13 protein-coding genes are annotated in these 14,425 nt (G+C 33.3%); 1 reads left to right on the top strand and 12 read right to left on the bottom strand.

The annotated features are described in order from the left end of the window. Positions 1 to 140: 140 nt before the first annotated feature. The 11 genes from ACP7AV_RS13935 to ACP7AV_RS13985 form a co-directional block, all read right to left on the bottom strand. Positions 141 to 404 (bottom strand): hypothetical protein, encoded by a 264-nt coding sequence (locus ACP7AV_RS13935; RefSeq protein WP_426092474.1) that lies wholly within the window; start codon positions 402 to 404, stop codon positions 141 to 143. A 5-nt stretch (positions 405 to 409) separates the two neighbouring features. Beyond that, positions 410 to 1,669 (bottom strand): AAA family ATPase, encoded by a 1,260-nt coding sequence (locus ACP7AV_RS13940; protein ID WP_426092475.1) that lies wholly within the window; start codon positions 1,667 to 1,669, stop codon positions 410 to 412. Positions 1,670 to 1,814: 145 nt separating this feature from the next. Continuing rightward, the gene (locus ACP7AV_RS13945; protein ID WP_426092476.1) at positions 1,815 to 1,976 is read right to left on the bottom strand and encodes a hypothetical protein; all 162 of its coding nucleotides are present in this window, start codon (positions 1,974 to 1,976) and stop codon (positions 1,815 to 1,817) included. Positions 1,977 to 2,284: 308 nt separating this feature from the next. Next, positions 2,285 to 2,989: a DUF2225 domain-containing protein gene (locus ACP7AV_RS13950; RefSeq protein ID WP_426092477.1), complete on the bottom strand. Its 705-nt coding sequence runs from the start codon at positions 2,987 to 2,989 to the stop codon at positions 2,285 to 2,287. Between the two features lie 173 nt (positions 2,990 to 3,162). Next, entirely contained in the window at positions 3,163 to 3,798 is a 636-nt protein-coding gene (locus ACP7AV_RS13955; RefSeq protein ID WP_426092478.1) for a hypothetical protein, read from the bottom strand. Positions 3,799 to 4,007: 209 nt separating this feature from the next. Next, entirely contained in the window at positions 4,008 to 5,621 is a 1,614-nt protein-coding gene (locus ACP7AV_RS13960) for a DUF262 domain-containing protein (protein ID WP_426092574.1), read from the bottom strand. Positions 5,622 to 6,283: 662 nt separating this feature from the next. After that, positions 6,284 to 9,625 (bottom strand): preprotein translocase subunit SecA, encoded by a 3,342-nt coding sequence (gene secA, locus ACP7AV_RS13965; RefSeq protein ID WP_426092479.1) that lies wholly within the window; start codon positions 9,623 to 9,625, stop codon positions 6,284 to 6,286. Between the two features lie 85 nt (positions 9,626 to 9,710). Continuing rightward, the gene (locus ACP7AV_RS13970) at positions 9,711 to 9,932 is read right to left on the bottom strand and encodes a DUF2795 domain-containing protein (RefSeq protein WP_007138072.1); all 222 of its coding nucleotides are present in this window, start codon (positions 9,930 to 9,932) and stop codon (positions 9,711 to 9,713) included. A 175-nt stretch (positions 9,933 to 10,107) separates the two neighbouring features. Continuing rightward, the gene (locus ACP7AV_RS13975) at positions 10,108 to 10,677 is read right to left on the bottom strand and encodes a cob(I)yrinic acid a,c-diamide adenosyltransferase (protein ID WP_426092480.1); all 570 of its coding nucleotides are present in this window, start codon (positions 10,675 to 10,677) and stop codon (positions 10,108 to 10,110) included. Between the two features lie 37 nt (positions 10,678 to 10,714). After that, complete coding sequence (locus tag ACP7AV_RS13980) at positions 10,715 to 11,572, bottom strand: ATP-grasp domain-containing protein (RefSeq protein ID WP_426064569.1); 858 nt, start codon at positions 11,570 to 11,572, stop codon at positions 10,715 to 10,717. Positions 11,573 to 11,727: 155 nt separating this feature from the next. Continuing rightward, positions 11,728 to 12,414: an ABC transporter ATP-binding protein gene (locus tag ACP7AV_RS13985; protein WP_426092481.1), complete on the bottom strand. Its 687-nt coding sequence runs from the start codon at positions 12,412 to 12,414 to the stop codon at positions 11,728 to 11,730. Between the two features lie 371 nt (positions 12,415 to 12,785). Between ACP7AV_RS13985 and ACP7AV_RS13990 the strand changes: the two genes are divergently transcribed. Beyond that, positions 12,786 to 13,466, top strand: a complete 681-nt coding sequence (locus ACP7AV_RS13990; RefSeq protein ID WP_426064571.1) for a hypothetical protein — start codon at positions 12,786 to 12,788, stop codon at positions 13,464 to 13,466. A gap of 58 nt (positions 13,467 to 13,524) precedes the next feature. Here the strand turns inward: ACP7AV_RS13990 and ACP7AV_RS13995 are convergent, their stop codons facing one another. Then, positions 13,525 to 14,349, bottom strand: coding sequence for an O-methyltransferase (locus ACP7AV_RS13995; protein WP_426092482.1), 825 nt, complete (start codon positions 14,347 to 14,349; stop codon positions 13,525 to 13,527). Positions 14,350 to 14,425 lie beyond the last annotated feature (76 nt).

The following is a 14,425-nucleotide window of genomic DNA, read 5'->3' on the forward strand; positions in this document are numbered from 1 at the left end:
TTCGCTGGTTAAGTGGCTCATTATTTACAACTTTGGTCAGGAGCAAATAAAGAACATTTATTCCATTCGAGAGAGAGGGCTTTTTAAAAGTCCTTTCTTTTGAAAAAATGTCTTTATCTTCCCCCTAAAAGTTGCATTAATTAGTTGAATCTAGTAATTCTTTCTTTGTTGAAATTTTTAAAATCTATGTAGGTTTCATTCGTGTTTAAGTTCAATTCTTCTTTTGTAATTATTTTTTCCCTTAATAGTAATGCTCCTATTAATAATGGGTCTAGTATGTAATTTTCAATCCTATATCTATTGCCATTGCCAAGGACTTTTACATCTTGATTGCTGATATTTGTTGTGTCCCAATCAATTATTTCCGAAACAAATTTATTGCCTGCTTTTCTTAATGTTTCCATGATGTTTATAACCTGTCCGCAACTAGAAACTTTAATTCCATTTTTGTCTGTTTTACTTTCTCCCGATGAAATAAAACTAAGCGATATTTCAGGGATAAGGTGATTTGCAAGCTGTTGATATAATTTTTCGTATAAGTTACCTCATTTGGGCTTTCGACAAATATCTGTCTTCTGTTCTCATAATTTACGCTAAACGAAGGTACACCAGCGGTTAGAATTTTAAGTGCTTTATATTTGTTAGCTTTTTCAATTCTAACTCCTGTTTTGTTTACAACAAATATTAATTCCTTTAGTGTTAAAGTTACTGTTGAAGGAGAATGTGTTGTAATTATAACTGTTACTTTTTTCTCATTCACAAATACATTTTGAATAACATCAAGAAACTTTTTTGACATAGAAGGATGCAAAGAAGCATCGGGTTCGTCCATCAGTAAGATTTTTGGAAACTCAATATCAAAATTTGAATTATACAGAGCTAAAGCTAAAGACATAAGCACTTTTTCCCCACAAGATAAATCTCCAAATTGAATTTCTGTATTATTAAAATTACTTACTAGTTTAAGCTCAAACGGAGCGTCTTTATGGCCATTTGCAGGAGAGTTTATATGATAGTCTAAACTTGCCTCCTTAATGATTTTATTTACAAATTCCCAAGGACCTTCTCCAAATGTATTTATAAATTCTTTGTTAGTCAGAAATGTTATTTCGGTATGTCCTTTTGTTTGATTTCTATATTGTCGGTATTCATTATCATCCAGTTTATCCTGATCACGCTTAAACAAGCTAGAGAAGTTTTGGTAAAAAACATCAGATTGGGTCAGGCCATCTTCAAGTGGGTAATGATTAAAGCAGTCGTCTGAGTTTAATTCTTCCTTCGTCTTTTTAGCACTTTTTGCTATTCTATCTATTACTTTGATTTGTGGTGCATTGTGTCCAAATACATTATTTTCAAGTGTAAAACTTGGATTGTTTTGCCTATTCTGTAAGTATTGATTGAATTGATTCCATAAATTTTGAGTATTCCCATTTACCTGTTCTCTCGTTACAATTGCACTTTCGTTTGGAGATAAAGTTTGAGATGTTACATATTTTTTGGGATTTAATTCTGTACTGTTTACATCAGTGACAATTAATTGATTTTGCATAATTACTGTCAATGATTGCGTTTTACCAGCACCGTTTATACCTGTCAAAACAACAAAGTCTGGCAAGTCGATTGGAAACGGCTCTAAAGATTTAAATTTTTGTATTAACGTTAATTTCATTTACGGTGTCTTTTAGAATTACTGGTAACGTCATTTCTTCTAAAAACCTCCTAACCAACTCGTTTCAGTTAATCAGTAAATAAATTTATGTGATTTAAACTATAATTGAAATTTTTTTTGGAAAAAAGCATTCTTCATTCTTAAATTAAAACAATCTATAAAAAGCGTTAAAAACCGGTGTTAGAACCTCAAAAGACAAAGCCAATACTTTTAGATATTGTCTAAATAAATAGGAATCAATCAGGTTGATGTAGGCTGAAAAAATCAATTCAATATCCGATAATGCGGATTTGTAATCCGTGCCCATTACAACAATCAATTATATTATATTTTACTGTACCTGTTTGAAATTTTCAAATTGCAGATTATAAATGTCGATGCAGAAAAAGTGCATAGTTTATTAATCTTCAATTGTTGCTTAAAAAGTGATAACTGACCATTTCATGGTCATAGCGAGGAGCGAAGCAAACAGATCTTGCATTTTCTATTGATTAACGCTTGTCGTTGTGCGCACGGATTTCAAATCCGCGATATCGGGGACATTAGCTTTGAGCTGTATTGTATTTATGGAGCCAATTGCCAACTCCGTTTTAGTATCTTTTGGCAGATGGTTTTTTATATTTTATTATCTTCGTCTTGTTTTATTGCTAATTCTTTTTGTTCTTTCGCAATTTTTTCGACCCAATCTTTTTTATTTGAATCGCTGATTGCTAAATCATAATGTTTAATTGCTTCATCAAAATTTCCAATTCTTCTTTCCATTTCAGCAATTAAATAATTAATGTTTGCAATTACTGATTTGTCTTCATATTCATTTTTATCTAAAGCTGAAATCAAATTATCTTTAGCTTTTGATTGGAATTCTTTTCTAAATTCAACTTGTTTATCATTATTGCGTAATAAATACGAACCTGTGACATAACAAAAGGCAATTTCTTTATTTGATTTTTTTTGTAATTCCTTGATTTCGCCCGCAATCAAACATTGTTTCGCATCGTCAATTTTCGTGTCATCAAATTTTGTTAGATATTCATTGATTTTAATTTTTTCTTCTCCAGTCAGTTCTGTTTTGAAGTCATCAATATAACCGGAAAAATGACATTTTGGACAAGTGTTTATTAGTCCTTCGTAATGTTCTCCAATTGCACCTTGCTGTTGAAAATCTTTAAAAGAACCAAAAGTTGTCATACTCATCGTTACACAAAATGTTACGTTTTGTCCATCTATTGGGCATTTTACAGTTTCATTTTCACAAGTATGCGCATTTGCAAAATTTTGCCCCATTAAAAGGATTATTGTAATTAAAATTATTTTTTTCATAGTTATTTCTAATTATTTAACTTCTTTATTTTTTAAGATATTTGCTAACGTTCCGATACTAAAACAGGTTTATGAAAGTCAGCCACTTTATAATACTTTCAAGTTATAAAAATTGCGCAAAGTCAGAGACATTTGCGCACCATTTACGAAAAAATTATTTATTTTTAGGACTGTTATTGCACCTTTACTTTAAGTGAATCATAGCTATTCGAATTTGAACCAATCAATCCATAAACGGTTTCGCCTTGTTTGATTGTTTTTCCATTAAGATCAAATTGTATTAATTCATTTTTAAAATTCTTATTTGCTGAACTTGCAGCAATCATATTACCAGCAGCTAATCCTGGGCCTGCTATCAATCCAATTGGAAATGTGTTTGCAGGTTTAGTTTCAGTATAAAATCCATTTGATGTGGTTGTAGTTCCTGATTGTAATTGAACTGGAGCTAAAAGTAAGTACCATAAATAGGAAGTTGGACTTTGTTTGATAGTTTTAAATAATTTTTCAGTTTCAATTAAACTAACTTCATTACCGTTTTCATAAGAAAGTTTAAAATCTCTTCCCAAAACTATTTCTTTTTCGGTATTATTTGTAATCTTAACTGCAATTAGCTTAATGTTATTTTTAGTTTCTTTCTTTTTATATTTTTTTCCTAACAAATCATATTTGTATTCTAGTAAAATATTGTTTTCAATACTTTTTGAAGCGTAATTTATTGTTTCAGGATTTATTTTTTTATACCCAGAAGCGCAACTATTCAAAAGCATTGCAAAAACTAAAAGCGAACTAATTTTAATCATTTTTTTCATTTTGTAATTTATTTTAAGGTTTAATATTTATTCTTTTTTTTATGGTTTTCGTTAACGGTTTACAACTTGTTAAAGAAGCGAGGAAGTATCTTTTTTAAAAATAATTCTATACTAGTTAGTCTCGTTGCAAACGCTATGATTTGTTTTTATAATTTAAGTTGGCACTCGTTGCAAACGAGCGCTAGTGGGTGCTGGGTTAGCTGCAGTATTTATTTTTCCAGTTTCCATGTTCGATTGTAAGCAACGTCGGCTAAAAAATCAAACCATTGATCTTGATTAGCCTGATGATAAGATGTTTCTAATTTATTTTTGCAAAGAAACTCTTGAACTATTTTTAGATCAGATTGCTTATAAATAGGTAATTTGTCAATAAAATTTTTATCTCCACACTGCTCATTTAGTAACTTATCTAATGGTAAAATATTTCCTAACCAGCCATAATTTCCATTTCCATTTGTTTGTGGGTCAATATGTTCTAACGTTATTTTATTGATTGAGAGTTCATCTGTATTTCTATAGGAATTTTCAATTTTGCTAAAAATATATTGAATTAATTTTTTATCGCGTGTATATTGATTTGTGAATTTTAACTCAGAAAATTTTTGTTTAAATAACTCATAAGGCGGTTCTTTTTCACTGTAGAATGATAATAATTGCTCAATAACTTCTTTTGATTTAGCTTTTGTTGTTGATCTTCTTAAATCTCTAGCTGTTTTTGAATACTTACCTTCAAAAATATTCATTTTTAAAGAAGAAATACCCGAATATTTGAAATGGAATTTTTCCATTTCATTTAATACTCTACAAAAATCAGAATGATTAATTAAGCGATCGTCTCTTTTTTTTATTAAGGCTAATATAAATGTCCTGATTTGAGTTATTTGAAATAAACTTAATGCATTTAAACTATTAAAGACTGTTGCATCGTTTTGATCTGGCCAATCGCTCTTTAAAGGGTTTGCTATTTTATTATAAATAGCTCCCTCTTTTTCTAAATCAATAATAAAATCATAATGATTAAATGAATCTTTATTACTTTCAATTTTGAAATTTTTGTAGATTTTAGACTCTGTTACAAAATTATATTTAGAAAGCCAAAAATGTCTAAAAAATGTTTCAAAGTTGATTTTTGTTGCCCTTGATGATAAACTATGTTGAATTTGCTTCCAATTTCGTTTTGCTGTATCATCTGGGTGAGTCCCATTAAGAACCTTGAATAAATCGTTCTTTATTAGATCAACGGATGATAAATTTTTTCCTCTCGCATTAAGTGTTTCAAAAATCATGTATGCATCATCTTCGTTTGCAACAGTGATGTAAATGACTTTTAAATTAAGTAAGATTTCATCACGGACTGCTTCTAGAATTGCCAACTGTTTTTGACTATTTGTTCCAGAAATATCATTCCAGAATTTTATATCTTTTTTTAAACTGTCAATTTTAAACTTATTTATAAAATACAAATATGACTCCCAAAGAGTTTTTTCTTCTTTATTTTGCGGTTGATTTTCTTTTTTTGTAATGTGTTGAATTGATTCTTGTAAAAAAGGTTTAGGATTTTCATTTTCTAATTTGAAAAAAGGTTTATATCTCACGTCTTTTCCTTCGATATATGTACTATAAATTCCTTGTGCTAAATCATTTTCACCAACACTTTTGAACGTTTCTACTAAAGCTGATAGTACTATCGTTATTGTTGTTAGCCTCTGCTGACCATCAACTATTAGCATCTCTGGCGATTTATCTTCACCAATTAAAACTAATGAACCGATGAAGTATTCCAAATTTTCAATTCTACCGTCTTTAATTTTTAGATTGTTTATTACATCGTGTCATAATTCTGAAACTTCATCCTTAGTCCAAGAATACTCTCTTTGGAATCTTGGGACAACATATTTTACATTAGTTGAAAATAATGTACTAATTGTTCGAGTATATGCGTTTAAATCCATTTTTATTATTTGTCAGGTTTTTAATATTGCAGCTAACTATTATATAAGTCTGACGTTATCAGATTTATTACTCCATAATTGGATTGATATGTCTGATAATGTCATCCTTTATTTATTTTCAAATATATAAATAAATAGATGAAAATACTTATAAAGAAAACAGTAATTCGTTTTTTTTTCAAACATATATTTTTTCGATGCAGGATTATTAAGGTAAACTGTAAACGGACTTATTTATCACAAAATCCCTAGCCCCGACAGTAGCGGAAAGCCTATGCCGGTTGAAAACCACTTTTTTCTGGTGGTGGCAGAGCGACCAAAGGAAGCTCCTGCCAGCGGCTAGAAAAAGGGTTTGAAACCAAATCGCTTGCAGCGTAAGGCGGGAAATTGCTACTGAAATAAATTCAGGATAAATCCTGAAAAAGATTTAAAATAACATTTAAAAAAGATCCTGAAATAAATTTAGAATAAAAAAAAATTCCCCAACTACTTTCGTAATTGGAGAATTTAATTGTAAGGTATCGAAACGATTATTAGTTTACAATAACCCATTGTCCTGAAGCGATTAGGCTTTCGGCTTTTTTATATTTCATTTCTTGTGTTTGTCCGTTAGCCACGTTTTGAATCGTTACGTTGTCATTGCGATTGATTTTTGGCATATCTCTCACGATAGTTTCGGTAACTTGTCGTTGTTGCGTTTGACCAGCTTCACGATTTGAAGCTTCACTACTGATGATTTCATCTTTCGAAGTAGTGTAATCTTCTACTGGAGCAACTTCTTTCGCTTCTTGAATTTGTTGGTTTTCCTGAGCCGGTAAATCACCTTTGAACAAGAATGAAATTACCTCTTTGTTGACATTGTCAATCATGGCTCTAAACAAATTGAAGGCTTCCAGTTTGTAAATTAGCAACGGATCTTTTTGCTCGTGAACGGCTAATTGAACCGATTGTTTCAATTCGTCCATTTTACGCAAGTGTTTTTTCCAAGCTTCATCTACAATTGCCAGAGTGATGTTTTTCTCGAAATCAGCCACTAATTGCGCACCTTTTGTGTCATAAGCTGTTTTCAAATCAGTAACCACATTCAACGATTTTATTCCATCCGTAAACGGAACAACGATGCGCTCAAATTGGTTGTTTTTATCTTCGTAAACGCTTTTTATGATTGGGAAAGCTTCTCTGGCACTTCTTTCCGTTTTCTCTGTATAATATTCTAATGTTGCTTTATACACTTTTCCTGTTAACTCCATTTCGCTCAACTTAGTGAACTCACTTTCGGTAACCGGTGACGTGATTGAGAAATAACGAATCAATTCAAATTCAAAGTTTTTGAAATTATTAGTTGCTTTATTATCATCAATGATTAGTTCGCAGGTATCATAAAGCATGTTGGCAATATCCAATTTCAATCGCTCTCCAAACAAAGCATGACGACGACGTTTGTAAACTACTTCACGTTGTGCATTCATAACATCATCGTATTCCAATAAACGTTTACGAACGCCAAAGTTGTTTTCTTCTACTTTTTTCTGAGCACGTTCAATCGATTTTGTCATCATCGAATGTTGAATCACTTCACCTTCCTGTAATCCCATTCGGTCCATTACTTTAGCGACTCTTTCGGAACCAAACAAACGCATTAGGTTATCTTCAAGAGAAACGTAAAACTGAGAACTTCCAGGATCGCCCTGACGTCCTGCACGACCACGCAACTGACGGTCAACACGACGTGAATCATGACGCTCTGTTCCTACAATTGCTAATCCCCCAGCGGCTTTTACTTCGGCAGATAATTTAATATCGGTACCACGTCCCGCCATGTTTGTTGCAATAGTTACAACTCCTGGTTTTCCGGCTTCTTCAACAATTTGCGCTTCTTGTTTGTGCATCTTTGCATTCAATACGTTGTGTGCAACACCACGCATTTTCAACATTCGGCTTAATAATTCTGAAATCTCTACAGAAGTCGTACCTATTAAAACCGGTCTTCCTGCTTTAGATAATTCGGTAACGTCTTCAATTACGGCATTGAATTTTTCACGAGTCGTTTTATAAATAAAATCCTCTTTGTCTTTTCTTGCCATTCCTCTGTTCGTAGGAATTTCTACAACGTCTAATTTATATATTTGCCACAACTCACCCGCTTCAGTTACTGCAGTTCCAGTCATTCCTCCCAGTTTGTTGTACATTCTGAAGTAATTCTGTAACGTAACGGTTGCAAATGTTTGAGTAGCTGCTTCGATTTTTACATTTTCTTTGGCTTCAATCGCTTGGTGCAATCCGTCAGAATAACGACGACCATCCATGATACGACCGGTTTGCTCATCAACAATCATGATTTTATTATCCATGATTACATATTCTACATCTTTTTCGAATAAAGCGTAGGCTTTCAAAAGTTGTGTCAAAGTGTGAATACGTTCGCTTTTTACACCGAAATCCTGAAACAATTTTTCTTTTTCTTCAGCTTCCGTGTCTTTATCTAATTTTTTCTTTTCGATAGCGGCAATTTCAGTTCCAATGTCCGGAAGTACAAAAAAGTCAGCATCAGTATCTCCAGAAAGGTATTGAATTCCGTTATCTGTCAATTCAACTTGATTGTTTTTTTCTTCTATAACAAAATACAATGCCTCATCAATCTTGTGCATTTCTCTTTTGTTATCCTGCATGTATTGATTTTCAGTTTTTTGAAGCAATTGTTTAATTCCTTCTTCACTCAAAAACTTGATTAATGCTTTATTTTTTGGCAACGCTCTGTAAGCTCTAAGTAATTGAACTCCACCTTCTTTAGTTTTCGCCTCCTTGATTAACTTTTTTGCTTCAGATAAAAAACCGTTTGCCAACTGTCTCTGTATGCTTACTAAGTTTTCAATTTTCGGTTTCATTTCCATGAATTCGTGACGATCTCCTTGCGGAACCGGACCTGAAATAATTAATGGAGTTCTGGCATCATCAATTAAAACTGAATCGACCTCATCGACAATCGCGAAATTGTGTTTTCGTTGCACTAGATCCTCTGGCGAATGTGCCATGTTATCTCTTAAATAGTCAAAACCAAATTCATTATTGGTTCCGTATGTGATATCAGCGTCGTAAGCTTTTTTTCTTCCTTCTGAACTTGGTTGGTAATTGTCAATACACTCTACAGACATACCATGGAATTCGAATAATGGCGCTTTCCAGGTGCTATCTCTTTTTGCCAAATAATCATTTACGGTTACTAAATGCACACCGTTTCCAGTCAATGCATTCAAGTAAAGCGGTAAAGTTGCCACTAATGTTTTTCCTTCACCTGTTTGCATTTCAGCTACTTTTCCCTCATGCAAAACCATTCCGCCAATCAATTGAACATCATAGTGAATCATGTCCCAAGTAATTTCTTTCCCTGCAGCACTCCATGAATTTGCCCAAATAGAAGTATCACCATCTAAGGTAATGTAACTTTTTGTTGCTGAAAGTTCACGGTCTTTTGGAGTTGCCGTTACCACTATTTGCGTGTTGTCTTTAAAACGTCTTGCTGTTTCTTTTACCACTGCAAAAGCTTCAGGAAGAATTTCCATCAATGTTTTTTCCGAAATATCGTAGGCTTCTTTTTCAAGTGCGTCAATAGCTACGTAGATATCTTCTCTTTTATCAATATCTACAATGTTTTCAACTTCTTGTTTCAGAGCTTCAATTTTCGTGTCTTTTTCCGAACGAGCTTGTTTTATTTTGTCTTTAAAAAAGATCGTTCTCTCTCTAAGTTCATCATGTGATAATGTTTTTAGAGGTTCTTCGAAAGTTTTTATTTTGTTGAGATAAGGTTGTAAGGCTTTGACATCTTTTTGAGATTTATCCCCAACAAAGACTTTAATAATACTATTTATAAAACTCATGATATGTTTTTATTTCTAATTGTGTAATTCTGTAAATTTAAACCAAAAAAAAGCCTCTTTTGAGACTTTTTTATTGGTTTACCTTTTAATATTCATCCTCATTCCAAAGATAATCTTCGTCCGTAGGATAATCTGGCCATATTTCTTCCATTGATTCATATATTTCGCCTTCATCCTCGATAGATTGAAGGTTTTCTACTACCTCTAATGGAGCCCCTGCTCTAATAGCGTAGTCAATAAGTTCGTCTTTGTTAGCAGGCCACGGTGCATCACTAAGATAGGATGCTAATTCTAATGTCCAATACATCTGTTGTCGATTTAGTTTTGTGCAAAAATAAATTTTTTACTGAAAAATACAAGTAAAAAATGATTTATTTTTAGTTAAAGTTAAGAACGTTTTAATTAGTATTCAGTGTTTGGTCCCGACGCTTCAGAATTATTGTTCAGCTTTAAACTGCAAACTTACAACTTTAAACTCCCAACTACTTCCTCGGAATCCATTGAACTTCGGCAGCTTTCAAGTCATGAGACAACTTTCGTGCCAACACAAAAAGGTAGTCAGAAAGTCGGTTCAAGTACTTGATTGCGATTTCAGCAACGGGTTCATTGTGGCTTAAATGGACCGCTAAACGCTCTGCTCTTCGACAAACACAGCGTGCAATATGACAATATGACACGGTAGTGTGTCCGCCAGGAAGTACAAAATGAGTCATTGGAGGTAATGCTTCTTCCATAGCATCAATTTCATTTTCTAATAATTCAATATCAGATTCGATAATTCCCAGGTTTTTCAAACGAAGTTCCCCATTTTTCATTACTACTTTTTCCGCAGGCGTTGCTAAAATAGCACCAACAGTAAATAAACGATCCTGAATTTCAATAAGAATTTCTTTGTAATGCGCATTCATTTCTTGATCGCGAATCAAACCAATATGAGAATTTAATTCGTCAACGGTTCCGTAACTTTCTATTCGGGCATGGTCTTTTGGAACTCTGGTTCCTCCAAAGAGTGCTGTTGTTCCTTTATCTCCAGTTTTTGTATATACTTTCATCCATCGAAGGTTTATTTGATTTTAAAAAAAAACAAATTTAGGCTATTAATTTTATTATTGCCGCAACAAATCGTTCCAGTGAATTTTCACTTAGATCAAAATATAAATCGGGTTCTATACATTCAATTTCCATTAAATAGAGTTCGTTTTCAATAAGGATTCCGTCAACTCTTGCATACAGTAGATCCTTTGGTAACGAATCAACAATTTTTTGTGCTTTTTCAATCACTTCCTTATTAGGTTGAACCAAAGTATATTTTCCTCCAAAGAGGGATTGTACTCTAAAATCGCCTTCAACGGGTTTTTTATTTACCGCGTGAGAGAATTTTTTATTGAAAAAGATAAAAGAAGTTTCACCCAATGTTTGAATTTCCGGCATGAATTCCTGCAAAAGCAATTCTTTGTCAGCCGCAATAGTTTTGTATTTCTCGCTAATGGCTTGAATTTCGGAAATTTCGAAAACTTCGGTAAGATAAGATCCTGCCGAAAATGCCGGTTTTATTACGGCTTTTTTCCAGTGTGGAGGAATCAGTTCAACAAGATTGAGATGTTCTGTCTTGTCAATGAAAACGGTAGGCAAAATGGTGATTCCTTGCTGTTCCATTTCACGCAAATAGAACTTATGAATGTTTTGCGTGATTATTTTAATTGGGTTCAGCGTTTTTATTTCCAGTTGCGCTATTTGGTCAAGCCAAATTTTAAACTCGGTTTCTTTTTCGAAATAGTCCCAAGTATTGCGAAAAATTAAATAATCAAAATCATTCCAATTGATGGTTTTGTCATCCCAAATAGCGGCGGTGGCTTCTATATTATGTTTGGCTAAAGCCGGAATTATTTTTCGATCTTCGGGATTTAAATCTGGAAGTTTTTCGCAGGTTAGTATAGCGATTTTCATTTTTGAGTAGGTGTTATTTGGAAAATTAAATGGTATCGTGTTTGGGATTTCCTAGCCCGGATAAAAGCGGCATCCTCTTTCTTGACATTCAGACGAAGGAAGAATGGCAAGAAAGAGATAGAGCGTATAGCCGGAAAAAGCTCCCGAAAAAAAAACTATTTGGTTGTATCGCTTTCAATAAGTCCGTCACGCAAACGAATGACTCTGTGAGCATATTCAGCAATTTCCTCCTCGTGTGTTACCAGAATCACGGTGTTGCCATTGGCGTGAATGTCTCCAAAAAGTTTCATGATTTCGAGTGATGTTTTGCTGTCCAGATTTCCGGTTGGTTCATCGGCAAGGATGATAGAGGGTTTGTTGACCAAAGCGCGGGCAATGGCTACACGCTGGCGTTGTCCTCCTGACAATTGATTGGGCTGGTGGTCCATTCTGTCGGCAAGATTTACCTGTTCAAGAACTTCAGTGGCGCGTTTGTTTCTTTCTGATTTAGAATAACCGGCGTAAATCATCGGTAAAGCCACGTTGTCTAAGGCGGTTGTTCGGGGTAAAAGGTTGAAAGTCTGGAAAACGAATCCGATTTCTTTGTTTCGAATTTCAGCTAACTCATCATCTTTCATCTGGCTGACGTCCTTTCCGTTCAGAATATAAGTCCCGGAAGTTGGTGTGTCTAAACAGCCTAATAAATTCATTAAAGTTGATTTTCCAGATCCTGAAGGTCCCATTAATGCAACATATTCGCCTTTATTTATTTCTAAATTAATGCCTTTTAGAACATAAACGATTTCATTTCCAAGTACAAAATCTCGTTTTATATTGGTTATTTTGATTAGCGGGTTTGCCATTAGAATATATGATTTTTGACCTCCTACTGCGCGTAGGCTGCTATTAAATTAGATTTTAAAAGTACAAAAACTTTTGAATTATTAATAAGTAGTTGTTTTTTAAAATTTGTTACACATTCTAACTGCTGAAATTTCAGACTTTACTTTTATTTTTTTTGACCTGCTGCCGTGGTAGTGGTCTTTTTAAGTTCACGTCTACATAAAATGTGGGTTTGATATTTTATATAATTTTAATCTAAATTTATAGAATTCACACTTTTATAATTTTTATTTCACAATTAATTAAATAACTTACATAATTATTGGGTATCTGTTGAATATAACACAACGTTACTTACATTTGTTTAATAATAATTAATCAAACCGATATTATGAAAAATACGAAATTAGTTTTAGGATTAGCGGTAATCGCTATTGGATTTACATCTTGCAAAGATGAAAAAACGGAACAAGCAGAGAAAAAAGTGGACACGTATGTAATGTATGTAGATTCATTAGGTAATGTTACTGCTGAAGACGCTAAAAGCAATTGGGAAGGAATAGAAGCTGCTTACTTAATAAGAAGCGGAGAAGCTGAAGCAGCTATCGCAAACATGAAAGATAATGTGGAGGCGCAAGCACGTCTTGACGCAAGTAGAGCCAAATATGAAGCTTTGAGAGCCAAATATGAAGTTCAAAAAGCGGAGGCTGAAGTAGCTGTAGCAGCGGCGGCACCTAACCCAAAACAACAACTACGAAATGCATTGTTTGGTGAAGGAAAAATGGGTGAGGATATGAATTTTAATTGGGTAAATGCAACGAATATTCATAATGTTTACCAACAATTTGTACATACTGCTGAGGATAATAAAGACAGATATTCTCGTGAAGACTGGGATGAAATTAAAGTAATGTATGAAGCATTGGATAGCAGAAAAAATACTGTTGAAAAAGAAGGACTTTCTTCTGAAGATAATAGAAAAATTGCTGGTTTGAAAGCAAAATTCGGCCCAATGTATACATTGAACAGAATGGGAGCTAAATCAGGAGAAATGAAAAGAGCTAAAGAATAGCGAATAATAAATTCAATATTAAAAATGACAGTCAGCAACGACTGTCATTTTTTTTACGTTAAATTCGGATTATAAAATGTTCCTTAGGTTGTTCTCTTCTAAAAAACACTAGTCCCCACTGAAACGTATCAATAGTTACCGTCACTTTGGGATGTTTTTTTATGATTTCCCACGCCTCTTCCATTTGTGACGACCAATGAATGTCATCGAATATCCAAACAGTTTCGTTTGTAATTGTCGGAAGTAATTCTTCGAAATAATCTAAAGTCGCTTTCTTGGAGTGATTTCCGTCGAAATAAATTAAGGAAAAGTGTTCAGTGTTTAGTTTGAAGTGTTCAGTTGTAGTTTCTGGTGATGAATTTCGTTTCTCTAAATAAGAATTAAACGTAGTTACAATAGATTCTACATTGTTGCAATTGAATTTTTGGAATTGTAATTGAGCAATTTTTGCAGTTTCTGGACAACCTTCTAAAGTGATTATTGTTGCTTTTCTTACAACGCTTCGGGACGCTAAAGAAAGCGCCGAAGTAGCCAATCCTAATGATGTTCCAAATTCTAAAATAGTTGAAGGCCGAAAATAAGTGGTTATTCTAAATAATAATTCGGCTCGTTTTGAAGAAATCCCCGCTGTTTTGGCAATCTTGGAAATAATTCTGGTGTTCGATTTGAAAACTTTTGAACCCGCCCCAAAATCAGTGACTTCAATAGTATTATTGTTTGCTAAAAGCGAGTTTCGGTAGTTTTTTAAAACAGCATATTCCGGTTTTGTCTTTTTATCATAGAAACATTTCGTCAATAAATTAAAGACGAACGGAGAATGTACAGCATGCTCATTTTTTGAGTGCCAAAGGAATTGTAAATACGATTTTATTTGGAATAACATAAAGATAGCTGCAAAGTAGGCGCGAAGATAGTAAGATAATAGTCGAAAGTCAAAAACGAAACAACATCTTAATGCT

The sequence above is a fragment of the Flavobacterium sp. DSR3-2 genome (assembly GCF_049896525.1).
Classification (GTDB): domain Bacteria; phylum Bacteroidota; class Bacteroidia; order Flavobacteriales; family Flavobacteriaceae; genus Flavobacterium.